General features: G+C 52.8%; 16 protein-coding genes and 1 riboswitch. Of the genes, 12 read left to right on the top strand and 4 right to left on the bottom strand.

Going from position 1 to position 23,557, the window contains the following annotated elements:
• Positions 1–13: 13 nt before the first annotated feature.
• Entirely contained in the window at positions 14–1,417 is a 1,404-nt protein-coding gene (gene asnS, locus QM016_RS06445; RefSeq protein WP_016477336.1) for an asparagine--tRNA ligase, read from the bottom strand.
• 249 nt (positions 1,418–1,666) lie between these two features.
• Between asnS and pyrE the strand changes: the two genes are divergently transcribed.
• From pyrE to QM016_RS06405, 8 genes are all read left to right on the top strand, one after another.
• Positions 1,667–2,347 (top strand): orotate phosphoribosyltransferase, encoded by a 681-nt coding sequence (gene pyrE / locus QM016_RS06440; RefSeq protein WP_282711264.1) that lies wholly within the window; start codon positions 1,667–1,669, stop codon positions 2,345–2,347.
• Between the two features lie 50 nt (positions 2,348–2,397).
• A complete protein-coding gene (yihA, locus tag QM016_RS06435; RefSeq protein ID WP_282711263.1) occupies positions 2,398–2,982 on the top strand; it encodes a ribosome biogenesis GTP-binding protein YihA/YsxC in 585 nt (194 codons plus the stop codon).
• Between the two features lie 110 nt (positions 2,983–3,092).
• The gene (locus QM016_RS06430; protein ID WP_282711262.1) at positions 3,093–5,372 is read left to right on the top strand and encodes an ATP-binding domain-containing protein; all 2,280 of its coding nucleotides are present in this window, start codon (positions 3,093–3,095) and stop codon (positions 5,370–5,372) included.
• Positions 5,373–5,657: 285 nt separating this feature from the next.
• Entirely contained in the window at positions 5,658–6,032 is a 375-nt protein-coding gene (locus tag QM016_RS06425; protein WP_016477340.1) for a cupin domain-containing protein, read from the top strand.
• Between the two features lie 124 nt (positions 6,033–6,156).
• The gene (eno, locus tag QM016_RS06420) at positions 6,157–7,446 is read left to right on the top strand and encodes a phosphopyruvate hydratase (RefSeq protein ID WP_282711261.1); all 1,290 of its coding nucleotides are present in this window, start codon (positions 6,157–6,159) and stop codon (positions 7,444–7,446) included.
• Between the two features lie 137 nt (positions 7,447–7,583).
• The gene (locus QM016_RS06415) at positions 7,584–8,054 is read left to right on the top strand and encodes a GNAT family N-acetyltransferase (RefSeq protein ID WP_282711260.1); all 471 of its coding nucleotides are present in this window, start codon (positions 7,584–7,586) and stop codon (positions 8,052–8,054) included.
• A gap of 92 nt (positions 8,055–8,146) precedes the next feature.
• A complete protein-coding gene (locus tag QM016_RS06410; protein ID WP_282711259.1) occupies positions 8,147–9,403 on the top strand; it encodes a 6-phosphofructokinase in 1,257 nt (418 codons plus the stop codon).
• Positions 9,404–9,895: 492 nt separating this feature from the next.
• Positions 9,896–11,167, top strand: coding sequence for a diphosphate--fructose-6-phosphate 1-phosphotransferase (locus tag QM016_RS06405; RefSeq protein ID WP_282711258.1), 1,272 nt, complete (start codon positions 9,896–9,898; stop codon positions 11,165–11,167).
• Positions 11,168–11,458: 291 nt separating this feature from the next.
• Here QM016_RS06405 and murB read toward each other — a convergent pair whose 3' ends face one another.
• From murB to QM016_RS06390, 3 genes are all read right to left on the bottom strand, one after another.
• A complete protein-coding gene (gene murB / locus QM016_RS06400) occupies positions 11,459–12,385 on the bottom strand; it encodes a UDP-N-acetylmuramate dehydrogenase (protein ID WP_282711257.1) in 927 nt (308 codons plus the stop codon).
• A gap of 157 nt (positions 12,386–12,542) precedes the next feature.
• Positions 12,543–15,002 (bottom strand): Cna B-type domain-containing protein, encoded by a 2,460-nt coding sequence (locus tag QM016_RS06395; protein WP_282711256.1) that lies wholly within the window; start codon positions 15,000–15,002, stop codon positions 12,543–12,545.
• 287 nt (positions 15,003–15,289) lie between these two features.
• The gene (locus QM016_RS06390) at positions 15,290–15,730 is read right to left on the bottom strand and encodes a hypothetical protein (RefSeq protein WP_016477347.1); all 441 of its coding nucleotides are present in this window, start codon (positions 15,728–15,730) and stop codon (positions 15,290–15,292) included.
• A 239-nt stretch (positions 15,731–15,969) separates the two neighbouring features.
• A riboswitch (FMN riboswitch) is annotated at positions 15,970–16,123 on the top strand.
• Between the two features lie 5 nt (positions 16,124–16,128).
• Between QM016_RS06390 and QM016_RS06385 the strand changes: the two genes are divergently transcribed.
• From QM016_RS06385 to QM016_RS06370, 4 genes are all read left to right on the top strand, one after another.
• Positions 16,129–16,776: an ECF transporter S component gene (locus tag QM016_RS06385; protein WP_282711255.1), complete on the top strand. Its 648-nt coding sequence runs from the start codon at positions 16,129–16,131 to the stop codon at positions 16,774–16,776.
• A 12-nt stretch (positions 16,777–16,788) separates the two neighbouring features.
• Entirely contained in the window at positions 16,789–18,768 is a 1,980-nt protein-coding gene (locus tag QM016_RS06380) for an energy-coupling factor transporter ATPase (RefSeq protein WP_282711254.1), read from the top strand.
• Complete coding sequence (locus QM016_RS06375) at positions 18,768–19,568, top strand: energy-coupling factor transporter transmembrane component T (RefSeq protein WP_282711253.1); 801 nt, start codon at positions 18,768–18,770, stop codon at positions 19,566–19,568. Before QM016_RS06380 ends, QM016_RS06375 begins: the two co-directional genes overlap by 1 nt.
• A 153-nt stretch (positions 19,569–19,721) precedes the next feature.
• Positions 19,722–23,552 (top strand): phosphoribosylformylglycinamidine synthase, encoded by a 3,831-nt coding sequence (locus QM016_RS06370; protein ID WP_282711252.1) that lies wholly within the window; start codon positions 19,722–19,724, stop codon positions 23,550–23,552.
• Positions 23,553–23,557: the final 5 nt, after the last annotated feature.

Raw genomic sequence — 23,557 nt, 5'->3', positions numbered from 1 at the left:
ACGTTCCTTCTTCCTAAAACTCCGCATTACCAACAGTGCGCGGATGCGGAATAACATCTCGGATATTGTCGACACCCGTAAGATACATGACCAAGCGCTCAAAGCCCAAGCCAAAACCGGCATGCGTGCAGGAACCGTAACGGCGCAAATCAAGATAGTACTTGTACTGTTCAGGATCCATGCCCAAGTCCTTGATGCGCTGTTCAAGCACGTCCAAGCGCTCCTCGCGCTGTGAGCCACCGATGATCTCACCAATACCGGGAACTAAGCAATCAGCAGCGGCTACCGTTTTGCCATCATCATTTGTGCGCATATAAAACGCTTTAATCTCAGCCGGATAATCCGTTACAAAGATTGGCTTTTTGAAATGCTTTTCCGTCAGATAGCGTTCATGCTCAGTTTGCAGGTCAATGCCCCACTTAACGGGATAGTCGAACTTCTCGCCCTGCGAAAGTGCGTCTTCAAGAATGGAAATGGCGTTGGTATACGACACACGAGCAAACTCTGAGGTAGCCACATGGCGCAGGCGCTCAAGCAGCCCCTTGTCCACGAACTTGTTGAGCATATCAAGCTCATCGGCGCAGTGCTCAAGCACATACGAGATTACGTATTGAAGCATGGCCTCCGCCACATCCATATCCTGCGCCAAATCGCAGAAGGCCATCTCGGGCTCGATCATCCAAAACTCCGCCGCGTGACGACGCGTGTTGGAATTCTCAGCGCGAAACGTAGGACCAAAGGTATAAACATCACCAAAGGCCATAGCGAAGTTTTCAGCCTGCAACTGGCCGGAAACCGTCAGGTGGGCTGAGGTGTTAAAGAAATCCTGTCCGTAGTCGACCTGCCCGGCGTCGGTATGCGGGACATTCGCGAGGTCAAGCGTAGTCACCTGAAACATCTCGCCCGCGCCCTCAGCATCGGAGGTCGTAATGATGGGCGTATTAACGTAGACAAAACCGCGGTCCTGAAAGAACTTGTGAATGGCATACGCCGCCACCGAACGCACGCGAAACACCGCGCGGAAAAGGTTAGTGCGCGGACGAAGATGCTGCTGGGTACGCAGATACTCAAGCGACTGGCGCTTTTTCTGCATAGGATACTCAGGACTTGATGCTCCTTCAATCTCTATGGTGTGAGCTTGCAGCTCAATAGGTTGAGGACGCTCAGGGGTCAATTCTAAGACGCCATCAATGATTAACGCCGCGCCAACACCGCATGACGCTACATCATCATAATTGGCGCACGTCTCGCGATTCATAACAACCTGCAAGTCTTTGAAGCAGCTTCCATCATTAAGCGTAACAAAGCCGAAGTTCTTCATATCCCGTACCGAGCGGACCCAGCCGGCGACAGTAACGTGCGAGCCGCCAAGCTGCTGCGCGTCGGCATACAGCGTTGCAATTTTGGTGCGTTCCACAAAAACCTCCTCTTAAACCTTGCATGCTCTCTGGCAAGCAGGTCAGGTAACTTTATTAGAGTAGCTCATTTGCAAAGCTTATTGCACCGCAATTGACGCTGTCGGGTTAAAATTAAACATCGTGCGCGAGAACCCCCTGAAACAGAGGTGCTTCTCGCCACAAACGCAACGACTCACGCACGGCTACAATTGGCGCGCGCGATTCGTTCGTAAGGGAAATGCACGCGATTCGTCTACAAGGGAGACGCCATGGAAAACTACAAGCAAGAGTTCATTGAGTTCATGGTTAAGAGCGACGTACTTAAGTTTGGTGAGTTTACGCTTAAGAGCGGACGTACGTCTCCCTTTTTCATGAATGCAGGCGCTTATGTTACGGGCAATCAGCTCCACAAGCTGGGGCTTTATTACGCTCGCGCCATCCACGACAACTTCGGCCTAGATTTTGACGTCGTTTTCGGACCGGCCTACAAGGGTATTCCTTTAGCCGTCATCACCGCCATGGGTCTGCAGGAACTCTACGGCAAAGAGGTTCGCTACTGCTCAAACCGCAAGGAGCTCAAAGACCACGGCGCCGATGCGGGCATGCTTTTGGGCGCCGAACTTCACGATGGCGATAAGGTCGTCATGGTGGAAGACGTCACCACTTCCGGCAAGTCTATCGAAGAGACCTATCCGCTGATTACATCCATTGCAAACGTCGAGGTCATAGGACTGATGGTGTCACTTGACCGCATGGAAGTCGGCAAGAGCGGTACTGTTGCCGCGCTCCGAGAGGTTTCCGAGCGCTACGGATTTCCCACCGCCGCTATCGTGAATATGGCTGAGGTGACCGAAGCGCTCTATCTTCATACCGTTGACGGTTGCGTCGTGATTGACGACACGCTGAAAGCTGCTCTTGACGCCTACTACGCGCAGTACGGCGTGAAGTAGTACGGCGTAAAGTAACTTTTGTTGATAAGATTGAGTAACACGGAGGATACATGGCTCTCATCTACGAAACTGCCCGATATGAAGCCTCTTACGGCACAATCGACCAGCTTCCCAAGCCGACAGCCCCCGAGGTCTCCTTTGTCGGCCGCTCCAACGTCGGCAAGTCGTCGCTCTTGAACCGCCTTTTGGGTCGCAAGCAGCTCGCACGCGTTTCAAGCGTCCCCGGCAAAACGGCCACTATCAACTTCTTTGATGTTGACGGTGTAAAGTTTGTTGACCTTCCGGGATACGGCTACGCCAAGGTGTCGCGTGCCGAAAAGCAGCGCTGGGCCGATCTTATCGGTGGCTATTTTGAGCAGGAACGCAGCTTTAACCTAGTTATTTCTCTAGTTGACATCCGCCATGAGGCACAAAAGCTTGACCTGCAGATGATTGATTTTTTGCAAGAGGCTGAGCTTCCCTTTGTGGTCGCTCTCACCAAAGCGGATAAAATCACTCGAAACAAGCAACATCAATCCGCGGCCGCATTGCGCTCATCCTTTGGTCTTGCCCAAGAACAGCTTGTTGTTACCTCGTCAGAAACCGGTCTTGGCATCGACGAACTGCGGCGGCGCATTGAAGACGCGACTTTGTAATAAGGCACGCCAACACACCGCACGCAACACGGCCCTGCGACAAAGCGCACCTTTGGCATGAACCACACGACCCTGCAACGCTATACACGACACACTATGTAAGGCACCCTATGGATGAAATTCACCAGCAAGAACAGGCACATCTTTCCAAAATCTACGCCACGCTGCTTGAGATATGCACGAACCTTGAGACCACCCTCAACACCACACAAAAAGACGCGGCACGCGACTTGCGTCAAATGAGCGAGGAGATCCGTCCTGACTTTGGCGGCGCCGATGAGACCATCGAAACCCTTGCCGCTATTGAAACGCTTAACAGTGTTATCGACACCTATAACCAGTACCACGATTTCACTGTCGAGAAACTCGGCCGTGTTGAATTGCTGCTCAGGCAGCCTTACTTTGCAAAAGTCCGTCTTAAAATGCGGAGCGGTCGTCCTTCTCGCGACGTATATATCGGCGCCGCAGGCATGACCGATGAAGAGCGAAATCCCTTAATCGTGGACTGGCGAAGCCCTGTAGCCGAAACGTATTACAGCCAGGAAACCGGTCAGACTTCCTACGAAGTCAACGGCAAAAAGCGCACCGTTGAGCTGGAGCTACGTCGCCAGTTTGATATTACGCGCGATAAGCTCAACATGTATTTTGATACCACCGTAGCTATCGAGGACTCGCTGCTTCTGTCCGCGCTCCGCCGTCATCATACGGAGAAGTTGCAGGCTATCACGGCAACTATCCAGCGCGAACAAAACACGGTGGTCCGCCACGCCGATGTGCCGGTACTGCTTGTCAACGGCATCGCGGGCTCCGGAAAAACATCAGTCCTTCTGCAGCGTATTGCCTACCTTCTATACCGGGAACGAAAAACTCTTCGCGCCGACCAGGTACGTCTTTTTACTCCCAATGACGTCTTCAGCCGCTACATAGACACGGTGCTGCCAAGCATGGGAGAGTCGAACCCACAGGTTACTACCTGGGATGAATTTCTCAGCAGCCTTGGCCTTGCAGATCACGCGTCGGGCGCACATGACGACCCTGCTCTACTTACACAGCTTGAGAAAGGCGTCAAGGATCTTACGCTTGAGGAGAGTGATTTTCGAGGCATATCCGTCAATGAGCAGCAACTCATTAAAGCGGCACAGGTAGCAAGCGCTGTAAGAAAGTTTTCAAAATTCCCTGTCGGCCCGCGCCTCATTGCCCTTGTCAAAGATGAACTTCACACGCGCCTTGAGCGCCGCCTGGGACAGATGGCTCGCAATGACAGCCTGCAGGAAGAAATGCTTGAACTTGACATCGAGGATCAGGTACGCATATTCGGACACTCCGTCAATCCCTCAAGTGAAGACGAGGTCCTTGCCGCTACGCGCGCGTATCTTGATTACCGTTTTGCCGGCGCTCACGATAAGATTGAATCCGCGACATGGCTGCGGATTGACCGCATCGGCATGCGCATCTTAGACACCCAAGCTTTGAGCGGCGCCGAATGGGTCTATCTGCGTCTCCTGATAGCAGGACCAAGTACCTCCGATACGCGCTTTGTCATGATTGACGAAGTGCAGGATTATTCCACCACACAACTGACGGTGCTGACGCGGTACTTCTCGCGCGCGCATTTTTTGCTCCTCGGCGACGCGCATCAGGCCATCCATAAGGGCTCGGTGACCTTCGATCAGATCCGCGATATCTTTGCTGCAACTCACGGCAACGTCGAAGAGTGTCTGCTTATGACCAGCTACCGCTCCTCGCCTGAAATCACCGAACTCTTTACCTCATTGCTCCCAAAACACGAGCGCAGGCAAACCACTTCCGTTCATCGGGAAGGAACGCTCCCTGTTTTCTATGAAGTGGTTGCCAACGGCACGAAAGACGCTGCCGGCGGTGCGGAGGCTGTTTTCGACGGCAACGCAGGAACCGCCACGAACGGCGCGGAAGATGTGCGTGAACGCTATCTTGAGACGCTGCGCTCAGCGCTTGTTCAAGCCTCCGGCACAGACGGCCTGACAGCCGTTATTGTCCAGGACAAACAACGTGTCAGCTGGCTTGCCAAGCAGCTTAACGGCGCGCAGCTCTCCAGCGAGAACAACGGTGAACCCGCACGCAAGGGCGGCATGCAATCTGACGATACGGCGCTCGCACACGTCATAACATCGCAAGACGCGCTGCCTGCAAAAGGAGTCATTCTTCTTGATCTTGCCCTCGCGAAAGGCCTTGAGTTTGACCAGGTTATTATCGCTGACGCGCAGGCGGAAGTATATGGAGACGACGAGCTTTCCAGGCGCAGACTTTACACGGCGATTTCGCGCGCTATGCACCGCGTGACTATAATCTCGCAAGGTCCCATGACGCCCCTTTTGACCTCCTATCTGAGAGAGCATCACGTTGGCATGTAGTTGGCGTATGGCCGGACGCACAGTCGACATGTAGTTGGCGCATGGCCGGTATAGAGTCGGCGCACAGTCAACATGCAGTCGGCGTGCAAGACGGAAATCTTACCGCCGGTCTCAGGGATAGTCACTGACTTTTAGGGTATCCGGTAACCATAGAGCGGGTTTCAACCGGCTCTCGCTCATGTACTTGTTATATCGGCGAGAAGAGGCATCTGTCGCGGGTTTTCTCAAGGGCGACTCACGTTGTTGCGCCGTACTTCTCGCCTCATTCGCATGGAGGAGGAAACCATGTCAGAACTATCAGAACACACGCAGCCCGGCGTTATGAAAAATATTAACGCTAAGGAAGTGATGGTACTAAAAGATCAGGTAGCATGCCTGAACGGTCAGGTCATCAGTAAGACGCTTGCGCAGAACGATCATGTCAGCGTCACGCTGTTTGCCATGAGCACCGGAGAAGAAATCGCGAGCCACCGCGCCGGCGGCGACGCTTTTGTCACAACGCTTGAAGGCAAGGTTGAAATCACTATTGACAGCGATACCTTTATCCTCGAAGCGGGCAATTCCATTGTCATGCCGCTTGGCCACCCGCATGCCTTAAAGGCTCTTGAAGACTTCAAAATGCTGCTCGTTATTGTGTATCCGGAAGATCCTAAAAAATAATAAGGATATATAACAGTTATTTTGTTACGGAATTACTTTCAACATCGTTATCTCGTAAGGCATAACGGGTATAATTACATTGTCTGTGAAGGCAGAAAGGCTGTTACCAATAGAAAGGTGAGCTATGAGCCAGATTTATGATGTTCACGCACGCGAAGTCCTCGATTCCCGCGGCAACCCAACCGTTGAAGTTGAAGTTGTTCTCGATGACGGCTCCTTTGGTCGCGCAATCGTTCCTTCCGGCGCTTCTACCGGTGAGTTTGAGGCTGTAGAGCTTCGCGATGGCGACAAGAGCCGCTACCTTGGCAAGGGCGTCCTGAAGGCAGTCGAGCATGTCAATACTGAGATTCGTGATCTCGTTATCGGCATGGACGCAGAGGATCAGCGCGGTCTTGACCTCGCAATGATTAAGCTTGATGGCACTCCCAACAAGGGTCGCCTTGGTGCAAACGCCATTCTTGGTGTTTCCCTGGCAGTTGCTCATGCGGCAGCCGCTTCTGCAGAGCTTCCTCTGTACGCATATCTTGGTGGCGCAAACGGCCATACGCTTCCTGTCCCTATGATGAACGTCCTGAACGGTGGCGTCCACGCTGACAACAACGTTGACTTCCAGGAGTTCATGATTATGCCCGTAGGTGCTCCTGACTTTACCACCGCACTTCGTTGGTGTGCACAGGTTTACCACACCCTCAAGAACACCCTCAAGTCCGCTGGTCTTTCCACTGGCGTTGGTGATGAGGGTGGCTTTGCACCAGACCTTAACTCCAATGAGGAGCCTCTTGAGTATCTCGCTAAAGCAGTCACCGAGGCCGGCTTTGAGCTTGGCAAGGACTTCCGCTTTGCTATGGACCCCGCGTCTTCCGAGTTCTATAACAAGGAGACCGGCAAGTATGAGCTCAAGGGCGAGGGTCGCTCCCTTACCGCTGAGGAAATGGTTGCTTACTACGAGGAAATGGTCGAGAAGTTCCCCATCATTTCCATCGAAGACGGTCTTGCAGAGGAAGACTGGGACGGCTGGAAGGTTCTTACCGATCACCTCGGCAAGAAGATTCAGCTCGTTGGCGACGACCTCTTTGTTACCAACACCGAGCGCCTGAAGAAGGGCATCGAGCTTCACGCCGGCAACTCCATCCTCATCAAGGTTAACCAGATTGGTACCTTGACTGAGTCCCTTGAAGCTATCGAGATGGCTAAGCGCGCCGGTTACACCGCCGTTGTTTCCCACCGCTCCGGTGAGACCGAGGACACCACCATTGCCGACCTTGTTGTCGCCACCAACGCCGGTCAGATTAAGACCGGTGCTCCCGCCCGTACCGAGCGTGTCGCTAAGTACAACCAACTGCTTCGCATTGAGGATGACCTCGGTGACGGCGCTGAGTACCTTGGCATTGACGCTTTCTACAACCTTCGCTAGGTTGCTGCTCGCATCGGTAAAAGAAAACGATGCAGCAAGTGCACATAAAGCCGCATCCCTCACGGGGTGCGGCTTTTTATTACAACTGATTACTGCAGCTGAACTTTTATTTATCAGCCTCATCTGTAGGAGGATGCATGGAGCTCACAATAAAAGAGATCTTTGACAAAAAAGAAAAAGAGACCATATCAAGGGAAATCCTCAATGATCTTCCAGAGTGGTTTGGAATGCCGGAAAGCACGGAAGAATATGTTGTAGATTCCCAGGACAAGCCTCTTCTCGCCTGTTTCATTCATGATGAAGTGGCAGGTTTTATCGTATTGAACGCCACAAGCAAAGACTGTGCAGATATTTTTGTAATGGGCATTAAGAAAAAATATCACCGAATGGGAATAGGAGCAAAATTGAATGCAGCCTATGAGGCGATGGCAAAAAAGCTCGGGTGCACCTATTCACAAGTAAAAACTGTCAAGATGGGACAGTATAAAGAATATGACATAACCAACCGTTTCTATATTGCCATGGGCTATAAAGAGCTGGAGTGTTTCCCTACCTTATGGAATGAGTGGAATCCTTGCCAAATCTATATTAAGTATATTGGGATGTAGTATTCTCTACATTGTTGAAGAAATGCGGTGAGATATTTCACTCAAAAACACCGCACATGCATAAGAAACAAAAGGAGATATGACGGGGAACTATGCGTAAAATCAAAACCATCTTGGTAGGACAATCCGGCGGCCCAACTGCTGCCATCAACGCATCGCTTGCGGGTGTCATACGCACTGCATATAGTCATAATCTTCGTATTCTTGGCATGCAAAACGGCATCCAAGGTTTTCTTGACGGTCGCATAGTTGACCTCTCCCGAGCTCTTGAACTCGACGCTCCTGCAAGCGTTGACATAGACGGTGGCGAGCAGAACCTTCTGCTTTTGAGGAAGACTCCTTCAAGCTGGCTTGGCAGCTGCCGCTTCAAGTTGCCCGAACCTGACAAAGACTCCCCCGTCTATCAGCGTATCACCGAACGTATAGGCGAATTTGGAATAGACGCCATTCTCTACATTGGCGGCAACGATTCCATGGATACTACCGACAAACTCTCCCGGTATTTTAGAGGTGCCGGAATTGACGCGCCGGTTATCGGAATCCCTAAAACTATCGACAACGACCTCGAGGGCACCGATCATACACCGGGATTTGGAAGTGCCGCGCGCTTTGTGGCGGAGGTAACCGCAGAGCTCACACGCGATGGCGGCGTTTACGATGTCAAAAACGTCACGTTTATCGAGGCTATGGGCCGAGAGGCCGGATGGCTGACAGCCGCGGGAGCACTTGCAGGCGATATCTGCGGTACGGCTCCGGACTTTGTGCTTTTACCTGAGGTTCCCCTTGACGAGGAGATTCTTCTCGCCCGCATAAAGTCACGGTTTGGCGAGAAAAACGCGGTCATGGTTGTGGTCAGCGAAGGGGTGCACCACGCGGACGGCGGCTTTCTGTTTGACGCGGGCTCTATTGCAACCGACACTTTCGGACACCTTGTAGCACAGTCCGGAACGGCGGCATATCTGGCACAGCTTGCTAAGGCGCGACTGGGCGTAAAATCCCGTGGCATTGAGCTCAACACGCTGCAGCGCTGTGCGTCGCATGCGGCGAGCAAAGTTGATCTGGACGAGGCTGAAGCGTTGGGAACCGCCGGGGTTGTCGCTTCTCTCCAGGGAGAAACAGGTGTTATGGTGGGCATTCATCGCCTCTCCAGCGAGCCTTACGCCACAGAGATTCGCACTGTTCCGGTTGCTAACGTAGCAAATAAAGTAAAACTTATGCCTGCAATAATGATTTCAGATGACGGCTTTAACGTAACCGATGAAGCGCTCCACTACCTGCGCCCCTTGGTGGCCGCAGCAGAGGAGCCAATTCTTGGGGACGGACTTCCTCGGTTTCTTGACGCGCTGTAATGGCAGTCTCACAAAGTGGCGCTTTCATTTCCAAAAGCACGTGGAACTCCAAAAAAGTGCGTGAGTTGTGATATAAAAGCTCCTAATTTAGGCATCAGTTGTGATAAATCCCCCAAAAACTTCATGAGTTGTGACATTTTTTTATCACAACTGATGCACTTTTTTGGAAATGCGTAGTCTTTGGAAACGCGCACTCTTTGGAAACGTGTAGTCAAGCATCCAAAGGTACATTGTAGTAGCGACCTCATAGGATGACGACCTCGTATAGCAGTACTCTCGTATAGTAACGCCCTTGGTTAGACCAACAGTATCTACCGCTCGGCTGGAATTACCTATTGTGAACGGTATGGCTACGTACTCATTTAGAATAAGGATTCATGTGCCACGTGTCTTCCGTATAGTTATTCCTCGTGTGTCATTTCGACCATTGCTTTTCGCTCGGCGCTCCACAGTTCTGTTTTCAACTGTCAGTTTCCAAACACGAGGAGTTCTATGCGTACAATTAAAAAAGTACTTGTAGGTCAATCCGGCGGACCAACGGCAGTGATTAACGCTTCACTCGCAGGTGTTATCAGACAGGCACATGAGCACGACCTTAAGGTCATCGGAATGCGAAACGGTATCGAAGGTTTTCTGGAAGGCCGCACTGCCAACTTGACCGACCTGTTTCACCCCGCACGCAACCACCACACCTATGGCAAACAAGCCGTTGAACTTCTCGCCCGAACTCCTTCAAGCTTTCTCGGAAGCTGTCGCTACAAACTCCCCGATTATGAGAAAGACCTGCCTTTCTATCAACACCTAGCACACAGCCTTGCCTCACTGGACATTGACGGCATTTTGTACATCGGCGGCAATGACTCAATGGATACCGTCGAGAAGATTTCAGCGTATTTTGCAGCGAATCACACCGACATTCCTGTTATCGGCGTTCCCAAAACCATCGACAACGACCTTGAGGGTACTGACCACACGCCTGGATTCGGAAGCGCCGCAAGATACATTGCCACCGTTGTGCAGGAACTGGCTCGAGACGCTGAAGTTTACGGTAAACCAAGTATCACCATCATCGAAACAATGGGTCGTGACGCAGGCTGGCTGGGCGCCGCTTCCTCCCTTGCTCGCGAGAAGAACGAACAGGCTCCGGACATCATCCTGCTCCCCGAGGTGGCATTTGACGAAGAAAGGCTTATCAGCAAAATCGGAGCGCTTTTTGAATGCAAAAAGAGCATCATCATAGTGGCAAGCGAAGGCGTGCGGAGGCCTGACGGCTCGACACTTTTAGCCAAAAGCAAAGTCAGAATGGACGCCTTCGGACATCTTGCAGACCAGTCAGGCAATGCGCTGTACCTTGCAGAACTTTGCCAGAAACATTTTGACTGTAAGATCCGCGGCATCAATTTGAACTCTTTACAGCGTTGCGCCATTCATGCAGCAAGCGAAACCGATTTGCGCGAGGCATGGCAGCTGGGAGCCGCAGGAGTGGACGCACTTCTCGCCGGCAAAACCGCCTGTATGGTGGGGTTACAAAGGGTCAGCGATACCCCCTACCAAACGGAGGTTCATTGTGTCGCTGTTGCTGAAATTGCCAACAAAGTCAAGCATGTACCTGCAGATATGATTTCAGACGATGGTTGTTGGGTAACTGAAAAAGCGCTTACATATCTGCGACCCCTGATTTCTAACGGAAACCATGAAGCAGGGTCTCAAGAAGGTGGGCTGCCTGTCTTTATTCCAAAGCTGAGCCAAAACAATGGGTTTTGAGGGTGAAACCCTTTAGATTCGGTTTCGATTTGGCTCCCGCTCGGTTCCGATTCGGTTCCGATTTAGTTCCGACTTAGTTCCGACTTAGTTCCGAGCGAGAAGGTCTTGGCCGTTTCCGCTTCCAAAAGCGCATGCGAGTCCAAAAAAGTGCGTGAGTTGTGATATGAAAACTCCTAAAAAAGGCATCAGTTGTGATAAATCCCCTAAAAATGCCATGAGTTGTGAAGTATTTTTATCACAACTGTGGCACTTTTTTGGAAATCCATTTTCGGAAATCCAGGCAGGCGCACGTTACTCGCCAAGGAATCGCACCTCAGGATGAAGCTCAACGCCAAACTGACGTTTGACCTCTGCTTGCACATGTTCAATAACGGCATGGACATCGGCGGCAGTCGCATGATCGTAATTGACAACAAAGCCCGCGTGCTTATCGGACACGCCGGCTCCACCAAAACGATAGCCTTTAAGCCCTGCATCGGTTACAAGCTTGCCTACGAAATAACCTTCCGGCCGCTTGAATGTCGAGCCGGCAGAAGGCAGCTCAAGCGGCTGTTTTTCCTCGCGGCGACGCGTATACTCATCCATTTTTTCGCGGATTTTCTCGCCATCAGCGCGGCGGAGCGAAAATGTAGCCGAAAGTACAACCATACCCTCATCGGCAATGCGACTGTGACGGTAGCCTAGATCCAAATCGCCAGCGTCAATAGTTGCCTGCGTACCATCGGCAAGCAGCACACGAACACTTTTGAGCACATCGGCGATGCAACCGTCATAAGCACCTGCGTTCATGTAGCACGCGCCGCCGATAGAACCCGGAATGCCACAGGCAAACTCAAGGCCGGTGAGGTCGAGTTCGCACGCCATCTCAGAAGCTTCTTTAAGACCGACACCTGCCTGACAGGTAATCTCATTGTCCTCAACCGTAACGCCCGACATGCCGTCCGCGATGGCGACAATGGCCCCGCGATACCCGGCGTCAGACACCAGAAGATCCGATCCGTATCCCAAGATGAAATACGGGATGCCGGCGCTTTTGCATTCCTCCAGCACCTCATGAACCTCGTCAGCGTCATCGGGAATGACGTATATATCCGCAGGTCCACCAACTTTAAAGGTAGTATGTTCGCTCATTGGCTCGTCCGTACGGACATTTTCCTCTCCAACGATCGAACGAAGTCTCCAGGCCAGGCTTTCTAAGTCATAGCCGCTTTCAGACATACAATACACTCCTTACCAAAGGCCAACATATCCATTCTACTTCAATGCTCGCGCTAAGGCATCGCGGGCGAGAAGAGCTTATATCCTGAAACAGGACTGCATCATAAGATGCAGTCCTGTTTTAGTTTACCTCTCTGAGAGTATCAGTGAATCTTGCTTACTTGTTCCTCTTTCTAAGGTAGATACCTGTACCAAGAAGAGCAATAGCTCCTGCGCTTAAAGGCACTACTGTACCCAAGACACCAGCGTCTCCTGTATAAGGGACCTTCTTAGAAGGCTTTTTGGGCTTAGGTGTCTCCGTATTGGTGATGGTAAAGCCTGTGGCAGCATCACCTGTCACTTCTGCAGTGTAGTTGGGAACATCGTCTTCTTTGACGGTGTAGACAATCTCATGTCCGTCTGCAGCGTACTTGTCAAGACCAGAGAAGCTACCTTGCCAGTTGCCTGCTTCATCAAGCGTTACGGTCTTTCCGGTATCGGTACCGTCTGCGAGCAGATGCACTGTTACAGGTCCTGCCTTAGGTCCGACCCACTCTTTCTTGACAGGGACATTGACTTTCTCAGTGTTGGTATTGGTGATGGTAAAGCCTGTGGCAGCATCACCTGTCACTTCTGCAGTGTAGTTGGGAACATCGTCTTCTTTGACGGTGTAGACAATCTCATGTCCGTCTGCAGCGTACTTGTCAAGACCAGAGAAGCTACCTTGCCAGTTGCCTGCTTCATCAAGCGTTACGGTCTTTCCGGTATCGGTACCGTCTGCGAGCAGATGCACTGTTACAGGTCCTGCCTTAGGTCCGACCCACTCTTTCTTGACAGGGACATTGACTTTCTCAGTGTTGGTATTGGTGATGGTAAAGCCTGTGGCAGCATCACCTGTCACTTCTGCAGTGTAGTTGGGAACATCGTCTTCTTTGACGGTGTAGACAATCTCTGTTCCATCAGCCTTGTACTTGCGAAGATTGTCGAACTGTCCCTTCCAACCGTTGGACTCATCAAGAGTGAGCGTTTTGCCGGTATCGGTACCGTCTGCGAGCAGATGCACTGTTACAGGTCCTGCCTTAGGTCCGACCCAGGTCTTCTTAACGCAAACCGAAATTTTAATGGGCTTGTTGGTAATGGTCTTAAGAGCACCTCCTGCAGGAGTTACCTCAAGGGTGTACTCATCGCTTCCAAGCTCATAGCCCAAGGGAGCCTTCTTCTCCTTGACCTTGTAGGTACCTTGCACAAGAACACCTGAAGTTACTGTTCCGTCTGCTCCTGTTGTCAGCTCAAAGGTAGAACCGTCGGGAGCGGTTACCGTAAATACGGCATTTTTCAAGGGTGTGACGCCATCTTCGTCAACTTTGGTAAGTTTAATCTTGCTGGCAAGGTCACCACCAGCTGTTCCTCCATTGTCCTGAGTAGCATATGAAGCCGTTATTTCTTTTGATTCTTCACGAGATGTAAGCTTTATTTTATTGCGAATCGTTGTACCCGGCTTATATGTTGTGGTATAGGCAAGCTCATACTGTGAACCGGCAACATCTCCCAAATTGAGTGTAAAGGATTTTTTGTCAGGACTTAAGGTAAGCTTTCCGCTTATGTCTATATTTTCAAGAACCTGCGTAGCTTGACCTTCATCGTTCAAGACAACCTTATTAAGCCTAAAGGAGCCCGGTACATAGGTTTCATCACCGCTTAGTGAGTCTGTAACGACTGCATTATGGAGGTTTGCCTTTTTGTAATTGAACCGTGCGTACCATATTACCTGGTCAGCACCATTAATGCGTTCTCCCCATTTTCCAAGGAGTTCATCGCTTGGAATACCCTTTTTAGTCGGCGTAAGATCCGTCGATATGGCCTTCCCATTAACAGTCACAGTAAAAGTATTTGGCTTATTGTCTTGTATTTTTTGCTTATTGAACAGGGCGGACATGTACAGTGTGCCGTGCACATTATATTTATTCTCAATCTTATCATTAAACGTAACTCTTACACTGCCCCCTGCATTATCAGGTCCGGGTGTAACTTTTGCGCGTGCAATCACATTTCCGTCAGAATCCGTTAGATCAAATTCAGGAGCGGAGTAATTAGGGGGAAACTTCAGGTTGTCAGGAAGGGTAATATCGAAGTAATCACCTTTATGCAACACCGTAGAGCTATCTTTAACCTTCCAGTCCATTGCCAAATAAAACGACCAGTTTTTGTCCAGCTCTGTAACAGGATTTCCCTTTGGCGCCTCAATCTGAAAACGCGTGATATCAACATCAACGACTTGAGGAGCTGTAGGAGCACGCAGAAGTGATACAGGGGCAATAGGATTATCTAAGGAGGTATCACTAGCGCTTACTTCAGATAAAGGACCTGCCCTTGTACCATTGGTCTTTTGTTCTTCATTCTCATCAGATACTTGCTGCTCTGAAGGAATGGTCTGCTCGTCTTCAGTAGCAGCTTCGGCTTGCTCTTCTTGAGCCTCTTGATCTTTTGCCTTAGAGCTACTTTGAGTTTGCTCGGTGGTTAGCTGAGGGGTATCACGCGTAGACGTAATTTCATCAGCAAAAGCGGCAAAAGCACCTCCCGGAACCATAAGGCTCACAGCAAGCAGTACTCCCAAGAAGTTACAAAACTTCTTTTTCATGGTGCATCTTATCCTTTCTTTTTGACTACATAACAAAAATTAACACACCTACAGATAACCTTTCTATATCACTGACCATAGCTTGCATTACCGTAAGTGGCAGAGGACTAAATACATATTAAAAAGTCTACCCCCCCCGATCACAAAGCAACCAAAACCTATCTAAGTCCTTATGTCTACACTCTAAATTCACAACTTGTCAATATGAGATTAATTAGGTGTCTTTTCCAGGAACTTTTTACTTCAAAAAAACCTCTCTTTGCTGGTAAAACTATAGTTATATACTCTTAAGAGCGCTCACTTAAATACTGAGTAATTTCCTCTTTTTTGAGCTTTCTCACACTTGTATAGGGAAACTCTTTATACGCCGCTGCCGAGAACAGAGGCGCCATCTGGGAGCACTTTTTATCCCTGTGCTTTTTGAGGAATTCCTCTAAATCGGTAACAGTTGGAAAAATTTTATACGAGAGTCTCTTGTTCGCATCTTGCAACTCGTAAATACCACATGCAGTTTTTACCGTATAGTCAGCGGCGCGTAAGTAAAGCTTGGCAATTTCAAGCGACTTAAAGGGGAAATTCCACCTCTGCAAGCCTCTCTTTGGATCTCGCTCAATACAGATGCAGCGGCCGCAGGTACCGCATATATACTGCGTGTGATGCTCCAGACATTCCAAAGGATTGATGAGCGGGGTAATCCTTCTATCGTCAACGTAGCATTCCTCGCACATCTCAGCCTCCTTTTCGTATCAACCTGTCTCTATGGAAGCATAGTACGGCGACAAGAACGCATGTCTCGAAGCATTATTCAGTTCACAAAATAAACTTCTCCTCACGATAGTTAACTTTTTATGATGGGTATCTCCTTGCAGCAGGCACCTGCTGATGTCAAGGGGCGTGTAGTCGTCAATCCGACAGCTCAAAGAAAAATACAATTTCTGCTTTCGCTCAAACGTGCTATAGTTCCTCATGACAGTTTCAGGAAAGGGTGAGATTCCCTACTGGTGGTGACGTTTGAGACAGATAAAAGCCTGCTCGATCAAACGAAGTCCGCGACCCGCGCAAGCGGTTGACTTGGTGAGATTCCAAGACCAACGGTATAGTCCGGATGGGAGAAGCGGAGAAACCCATGCCTACAACTCATGACACAACAGCCGAACCTCAAGGCGTCTCGCACAACGCAACCGCCGGCGCCCGGAGCGCCTCACACGCCACCAGCCTCTCAAGCGGAGGGTGGAGCACCAGGCGCATTGCCCTTCTCGCCATGCTCTGCGCGGCGGCGGCAATCTGTACGCTGATACTGCAGTTTCCTATCCTGCCGGGCATTACGTTTCTCAAGTATGATCCCTCGGGCATCATCGCGCTCATTACGGGCATCGCCTATGGACCGGCCGCGGGAGCCGTCGTTTCGATTCTTCCCTACCTGGTACATCTTGCAACTGAGTCCGGCATATACGGCACTGTCATGGCGATTCTGGCCACGCTGAGCATGGTGCTCTCTGCAAGCCTCATAATCCACGGACACGCCACAAGTGTCAAAGGAGCCATTCCGGGGCTCGTCGTAGGAGGCGTCGTCAGCGTTGCTGCCTGTATCCTTGGAAACCTTGCGGTAACGCCGCTCTACACTGGCATGAGCATCGATGCCGTCATCGGGCTTATCATTCCGGCGCTCCTCCCCTTCAACGTGCTTAAAGTTGTCATCAACGGCATCGTAACCGCTCTCTTACTGCGGTCGACCACGCGCCTGTGGAAGATGCACGCCATCGACGCTTCCTAAGCGGATACTCCTGTGAGTACTTCTTCCGCACAGCTCAAAGGGTCTGAGGCGCCGCAACCCAAAGAGACGCGAGGCACAGCGATACAGCCCGAAGCGACACAATCCGAGACGGCACAGCGTGAAACGCCCCGAACTATTGCACGCCTCAGTGACGTTACCTACATCTACGAGAACGGCACTATCGCCCTCGATGGCATCTCTCTTGAGATTCCGACAGGTCAGAGGACCTGCATCGTAGGGGCTAACGGCAGTGGCAAATCGACGCTCGCCTCAATTCTCTGCGGGCTTTCTGCTCCCGACTCAGGCTCTGTTATGCTTGCGGGCGAGAAGGTCTTCGCAGATGGAAAGGCAGACTTTACCGCCTATGCCCATGCGTGCCGACAGTTGGGTCTGGTGTTTCAAAATCCCGAAGACCAGATTGTTACGAGTCTGGTAGATGAAGATATCGCCTTTGGCCCCGAAAATCTCCAGGTACCAAGCGCAAAGATTGACAGCCTTGTCCGGCGTGAGCTCAAGCGCGTTGCCATGACAGACTTTGCCCAAAGAGATCCCTCAACGCTCTCCGGCGGCCAGCTGCAGCGTGTTGCTATTGCAGGCGCTCTGGCGATGGATCCAAAGCTGCTGGTACTTGACGAGCCTTCCGCCTCACTGGATGCCATCGGGCGACGCGGCGTTATGAAGCTCGTTAAAAAGCTCTGCCAAGATGGGTGCACGATTGCCCATATCACGCATTTCATGGATGAAGTTGTGAACGCCGACCAGGTCATTGCCTTGGATCACGGACACGTAGCCTTCGCGGGACCGCCGGCCGATTTCTTTATACAACAAAATCTTGTCGCCTCGTTGGAACTTGAAGAACCCTTTGAGGTGCAGCTTCAGGATCGCCTTCGCGAGAAGGGCTTTGAAGTCCCCTGGACTCTCGACTCGGAGCAGCTCAAAGACTCGCTAATGGAGTTGCTTGCCGTCCTACGCTCGGACTCGAAAACAAAACCTACCGCAAGTACGACCGCAACCGGCGCCACCACGGTCACCGGCGATGCCGCAACCGGCGCCGCCACCACGGCTGCAACCAGTATCGCAGCCGAAAGCGCCAAAAAAGACCTTGTTTCCGTCTCCCACGTCACTCAGACCTTCGGCGTAGAGACCGGCCGCAAGCACAAGCTCTTCTCGACACGTGCACAAACGCACCGCAGCAACAGTATCCGCGCCTTGGACGACGTAAGCTTTACGCTGCAGGAGTGCTCCTCAACTGCTATTATCGGCGCAACCGGATCGGGCAAATCGACCCTTGCCCGCCTGCTCTGCGCGCTGGGCACTCCCGACTCGGGAACCATTGTGGTCAACGGCTACAACACTTCCAGCAGACGTCACCGAAAACTGCTCCATGGTATTGTCGGCTTTGTCATGCAACGGCCTGAGCGGCAGCTTTTTGCTGAGAGCGTATTCAAAGACGTCGCCTTCGGTCCCGAAAATTTGGGACTTTCCCCGCAAGACGTCAATGCCCGTGTGGTTCATGCACTTGAGCTTGCCGGACTCCAGAACAAAGCCGATGTTTCGCCATTCGAGCTTTCCGGCGGCCAGCAGCGACTCTGCGCTGTCGCCGGCGTGCTTGCCATGCAGCCGCGCATTCTTGTTTTGGATGAGCCGACCGCCGGGCTTGATCCTCATGCCAGAGCCAAGCTCCGCACCCTGCTCGACCAGGTCAAATCATCAGGCGCCACGCTGATTGAGATCACGCACTCCATGGACGACGCGGCACTGGCGGACCGGCTTATCGTGCTGTCCCAAGGCTCTATCGTCGGCAATGATACGCCTCTCAAGGTGTTCACAACGCTTGGCGAGAAGTACCTCCGCCAGATAGGCCTGAGCGTACCCAAAGCGCTTATATGGGCAGACGCTCTCGCGGAAGCCACCGGCACAAACCTTGGCCGACCACTTACTCTTGACGAACTGACCGGCGCGCTTTTTGACGCTTTGGACGGTGATGCTTAATGTCATGTAAGCTCACTATCGGCCGGTACTACCATGCATCGTCCATCGTCCATCGGCTGAATCCCACGGTGAAAAGCGTTTGCGCGCTGCTGCTCATACTTGCGTCGTTCTTTGTAAAAACACCACTGCAGTTGGCTTTTTTCTGCTTAATAGCCATAGCGCTTTTCGCCCTAGCGCACATACCTGTCCGTCACGTCCTGCGCTCAGCTGTTCCAGTAGCCTGGGTTTTGGCGGTACTCGCCCTTTGCAACCTCCTTCTGGTTCAGGGCGGAGACACCCTGGTTGCTTCAGGGTTCGTAGTTATTACCTCCGTTGGCGTCTGGGCGGCTATCCTCTATCCCGTACGCGTCTTTGCCGCCATTCTCATCGGCATGCTGCTCATGCTCACCACCACACCTAACGACCTCGGCAAAGCGTTCGACACGGCGCTCTCGCCGCTCTCACGCATCGGGCTGCCCGGTCACGAGCTTGCCATGGTTTTCTCGCTTATGCTGCGTTTTATCCCAACGCTTTCTGCGGACGCGACTTCCATTACCGAGGCTCAAGAAGCGCGAGGCGGAAGCGCTCGTCATGGCTCACTTATCCAGCGCTGTCGGGCGTTGCAGTCGATTACGGTGGCGCTTATCGCCAGCTCCCTGCGACATGCGGAGAACCTTGCGCGAGCCCTTGATGCTCGCAACTATGTTGCCGCAGCCCCGCGCACCTCATGGCGCCAGACTCGCTTTACCTTCCGAGAGGCTGCGTCCCTGCTTGTTACAGCCGCGGTTATCGCTGGTATCTTTGTACTTGCGTTGGTTTGAGGGGTTGCTCCTTGACTGATAAACCACTCGCATCCATCGGACAAAACTTGTTACAAAACAGGCACTTCTCGCCAAACACCGCCGTCATACCGCAAACGTACCGTAGAATAGAGGCACTCGATGAAAGCGCTCGTGCACGGGAAAGGTGAACCTATGGTCTTGCGTGTCTATGTCCAGAGAAGAACCGGTTTCGAAGGCGAAGCAACCGCCCTCCTGAAAGAGATCCGAGATTCGCTTGGTATCACCGCGCTGCAAGAGGTAGACCTTATTAACCGCTACGATGTCGAAGGCATCTCCGAAGAGCTCTTTGAGTCCTGCATTCCTACGGTTTTCTCCGAGCCGCAATCGGATTGCGCTTTTCGCACTATGCCGAAGCCGAGCTTCGCGGGCGAGAAGAACCTCCCCGTCCACACCTTTGCCGTTGAATTTCTCCCGGGTCAGTTTGACCAGCGTGCCGAGTCCGCCGCTGAATGCGTACAGCTTATCAGCCAGGGCGAGCGCCCAACGGTACGCTCTGCTCGCGTCTACGTCCTGGGCGGCAAGCTGAGCGCGGCCGACATCGCCTCCATCAAACGTTTTGTCATCAACCCCGTTGAGGCTCGCGAAGCGTCGCTCGACCTGCCCGCTACGCTGAGGTCTGCCGCTCCCGAACCTGCCGATGTCGAAGTGCTTCGTGGCTTTCGGGAACTAGACGAAGCGGGGATGAAAGAGTTTCTCGTCACACGCGGCCTTGCCATGGACCTCGCCGATCTCACATTCTGCCAGCGCTATTTCACCGACGAGCACCGCGACCCCACCATCACCGAGATTCGCGTCATCGATACGTACTGGTCCGACCACTGCCGCCACACGACATTCAACACCGGCATCACCGGTGTTCAGATAGATGATTCCGTGGTACAAGCGGCCTTTGAGCGCTACCTTCACCTGCGCCATGAGCTTGGGCAAGAAGATCGCGCGGTCTCACTCTGGGATATGGCTACCATCGGCGCGAAGTATCTGCGTAAGCGTGGCATCCTCACCACTTTGGACGAGTCTGAAGAAATTAACGCCTGCACGGTCAAGGTCAAAGTCGACGTCAATGGTCATGACGAAGACTGGCTCTTCCTGTTCAAAAACGAGACCCACAATCACCCCACCGAGATCGAACCCTTCGGCGGCGCGGCAACGTGCATCGGCGGCGCTATCCGCGATCCGCTTTCCGGACGCAGCTACGTCTATCAGGCTATGCGCGTAACCGGCGCAGCAGACCCCACAGTTCCCATCGCAAAAACGCTTCCCGGCAAACTTCCCCAGCGCACCATCGTCCGCACGGCGGCAGCCGGGTACTCTTCTTATGGCAACCAAATCGGTCTTGCAACGGGTCAGGTCTCGGAGCTCTATCACCCGGGATATATGGCCAAACGCATGGAAATCGGTGCCGTTGTCGGCGCTACGCCTGCCGATCACGTCCGCCGCGAACGCCCTGCGGACGGTGACGCCATCGTGCTCTTAGGGGGTCGCACCGGTCGCGACGGTATTGGAGGCGCAACCGGCTCATCCAAAGCGCATGACGCCTCTTCCATTGAACGCGACGGCGCGGAGGTCCAAAAGGGCAACGCACCTGTTGAACGCAAGCTTCAGCGCCTCTTTCGCCGTGGTGACGCGTGCCGCCTAATTAAGCGCTGCAATGATTTCGGCGCCGGCGGCGTCTCCGTTGCCATCGGAGAGCTCGCCGACGGCTTGGACATCAACTTGGACGCCGTGCCAAAGAAATACGACGGCCTCGATGGCACAGAGCTGGCTATCTCAGAGTCGCAGGAGCGCATGGCGGTAGCGCTGGACCCTGCCGATGTGGAAACCTTCCGGCGCTATGCCCGTGAGGAAAACCTTGAATCTACTGTTGTTGCCCGCGTAACCGAAGATCCGCGCCTCGTCATGCGCTGGCGTGGCGAGAAAATCGTCAACATCAGCCGCGCGTTTCTCGCCTCAAACGGCGCTCCCAAGTCGACAACGGTGCGGCTGAAAAAGCCTGAACCCTATACGCGCTACCAGTCCGCCTGGACCGGCACAACGCTGCGCGAAAGACTCCGCGCGCTGGTAAGCGACTTGAACGTTGCTTCCAACAAAGGGCTTGCCGAACGCTTTGATTCCACCATCGGAGCGGCTACCGTGCTGATGCCCTTTGGCGGCACACATCAGCTGACCCCCGCGCTCGCTATGGTGGCAAAGCTGCCGGTTTATGGCGAGACAACCACGGTTTCTGGCATGGCATGGGGCTTCAACCCCTACCTTATGGAGGCCGATCAGTTCCGCGGCGCTTACCTCTCCGTTGTTGAGTCTGTTTCACGCCTAGTAGCAACGGGCTTTAATCATACAAAGCTCTACCTGACCTTCCAGGAGTATTTTGAGAAGCTACGCGACGATCCTGCCCGTTGGGGCAAACCCGCGGCGGCTCTGCTCGGCGCTCTGATGGCACAGATCGATCTTGGACTGGCGGCTGTCGGCGGCAAGGATTCTATGTCCGGCAGTTTTGAGCAGCTGGACGTCCCGCCCACGCTTGTTTCTTTTGCAACAGGTCTTGCGAGCGTATCGGACATCATTTCCCCGGAGTTCAAAGGCACCGGGCACCGTCTCATTGCTATCGTGCCCACCTACGATGAAACCGGTCTGGTGCCCAAGGCCGACTCTCTCACCACCGCTTTTGAGCTGGTCTATGGCCTTGCGCAGTCTGGATCCGCCCTTGCCGTTACCACACCTGGCTACGGCGGAGTCGCTGAAGCGCTTTTCAAGAGCTGTCTGGGCAACGGCATAGGCGTTGAACTTGAACCAGAATTTACTACTGACGCGCTCTTTGCGCCGGCGTACGGCTCCTTTATTGTGGAGCTCAAGCCCGGCGTATCCCTTGACGATGTTACGGGCGTTACAGTAGCTCCCCTTGGAGCCACCGTCTCCGACTACACTCTTTCCGCATGTGGCGAGAAGATCGACCTCGCCTGGCTACAGGAAGCGTGGGAGCGGCCGCTGGAGGGGGTATTCCCTTATCGCAGCGGGAACGCACGCGAGGGCGTCGATGCCGTCACGTTTGACGGCAGCCAGGCACGACACACCTACACCGGACCCGCGCTTGTACGCCCTGCAAGCCCCGCTAGCCCCGCTAGCCCCATTGGCCCTGTCCGGACTGCTAGCTCTACTTGTCCACGTGTAGTGATTCCCGTCTTCCCGGGAAATAACTGCGAATACGATGTTTCTCGCGCCTTTGAGCGAGCCGGCACAAAACCCACTACACTCATTATCAACAACCTCACAGCCGCTGACATTACCGAATCCGCAAACGCGCTTGCTGCAGAGATTGACCGTAGCCAGATTGTTATGATTCCTGGCGGATTTTCGGGCGGCGACGAACCTGACGGTTCCGCCAAATTCATCTGCGCTCTGTTTCGAGCACCCCAGGTCACAGAGGCTGTCCGCCGGCTTCTGAATGACCGCGATGGTCTTATGCTAGGCATTTGTAATGGCTTCCAAGCACTAATTAAGCTGGGGCTCATTCCGTATGGCGATATCCGCCCCATGGACGATACCTGCCCCACGCTTACCTTCAATACCATCGGCCGCCATCAGAGCAAGCTTATTCGCACGCGCGTGGCATCAAACCTATCGCCCTGGCTCTCACGCTGCACGCCCGGTGACATCCACACCATTGCCATCAGTCATGGCGAGGGTCGCTTTGTGGCCTCTGAGGACCTTCTTACCCGTCTTAAAGACGCAGGTCAAATTGCCACACAGTATGTTGACGCGGGAGGTAATCCCAGCATGGATATCTCGGTCAATCCTAACGGATCCGTTTGGGCCATCGAAGGTATCACCAGTCCTGACGGTCGTGTGCTTGGCAAGATGGGCCACACTGAACGTGCGGGCTTTGGTCTCTACCGCAACATTCCGGAACTTACGCCAGGCGATCAGTTCCAACCGCTCATCGAAGGTGGCGTTGACTACTTTGCGTAAAGGAA

Origin of the sequence: Lancefieldella sp. Marseille-Q7238, assembly GCF_949152215.1 — a bacterium.
GTDB lineage: Bacteria > Actinomycetota > Coriobacteriia > Coriobacteriales > Atopobiaceae > Lancefieldella.
Note: the sequence above shows the minus strand (reverse complement) of the source record. Positions and strands in the feature narration are given on the sequence as shown.

Bases quoted from the DNA above. Each gene is read 5' to 3' on its own strand.
- pyrE (WP_282711264.1), top strand. From the start codon at position 1,667: ATGGAAAACTACAAGCAAGAGTTCATTGAGTTCATGGTTAAGAGCGAC.
- yihA (WP_282711263.1), top strand. From the start codon at position 2,398: ATGGCTCTCATCTACGAAACTGCCCGATATGAAGCCTCTTACGGCACA.
- QM016_RS06430 (WP_282711262.1), top strand. From the start codon at position 3,093: ATGGATGAAATTCACCAGCAAGAACAGGCACATCTTTCCAAAATCTAC.
- QM016_RS06425 (WP_016477340.1), top strand. From the start codon at position 5,658: ATGTCAGAACTATCAGAACACACGCAGCCCGGCGTTATGAAAAATATT.
- eno (WP_282711261.1), top strand. From the start codon at position 6,157: ATGAGCCAGATTTATGATGTTCACGCACGCGAAGTCCTCGATTCCCGC.
- QM016_RS06415 (WP_282711260.1), top strand. From the start codon at position 7,584: ATGGAGCTCACAATAAAAGAGATCTTTGACAAAAAAGAAAAAGAGACC.
- QM016_RS06410 (WP_282711259.1), top strand. From the start codon at position 8,147: ATGCGTAAAATCAAAACCATCTTGGTAGGACAATCCGGCGGCCCAACT.
- QM016_RS06405 (WP_282711258.1), top strand. From the start codon at position 9,896: ATGCGTACAATTAAAAAAGTACTTGTAGGTCAATCCGGCGGACCAACG.
- murB (WP_282711257.1), bottom strand. From the start codon at position 12,385: ATGTCTGAAAGCGGCTATGACTTAGAAAGCCTGGCCTGGAGACTTCGT.
- QM016_RS06395 (WP_282711256.1), bottom strand. From the start codon at position 15,002: ATGAAAAAGAAGTTTTGTAACTTCTTGGGAGTACTGCTTGCTGTGAGC.
- QM016_RS06390 (WP_016477347.1), bottom strand. From the start codon at position 15,730: ATGTGCGAGGAATGCTACGTTGACGATAGAAGGATTACCCCGCTCATC.
- QM016_RS06385 (WP_282711255.1), top strand. From the start codon at position 16,129: ATGCCTACAACTCATGACACAACAGCCGAACCTCAAGGCGTCTCGCAC.
- QM016_RS06375 (WP_282711253.1), top strand. From the start codon at position 18,768: ATGTCATGTAAGCTCACTATCGGCCGGTACTACCATGCATCGTCCATC.
- QM016_RS06370 (WP_282711252.1), top strand. From the start codon at position 19,722: ATGGTCTTGCGTGTCTATGTCCAGAGAAGAACCGGTTTCGAAGGCGAA.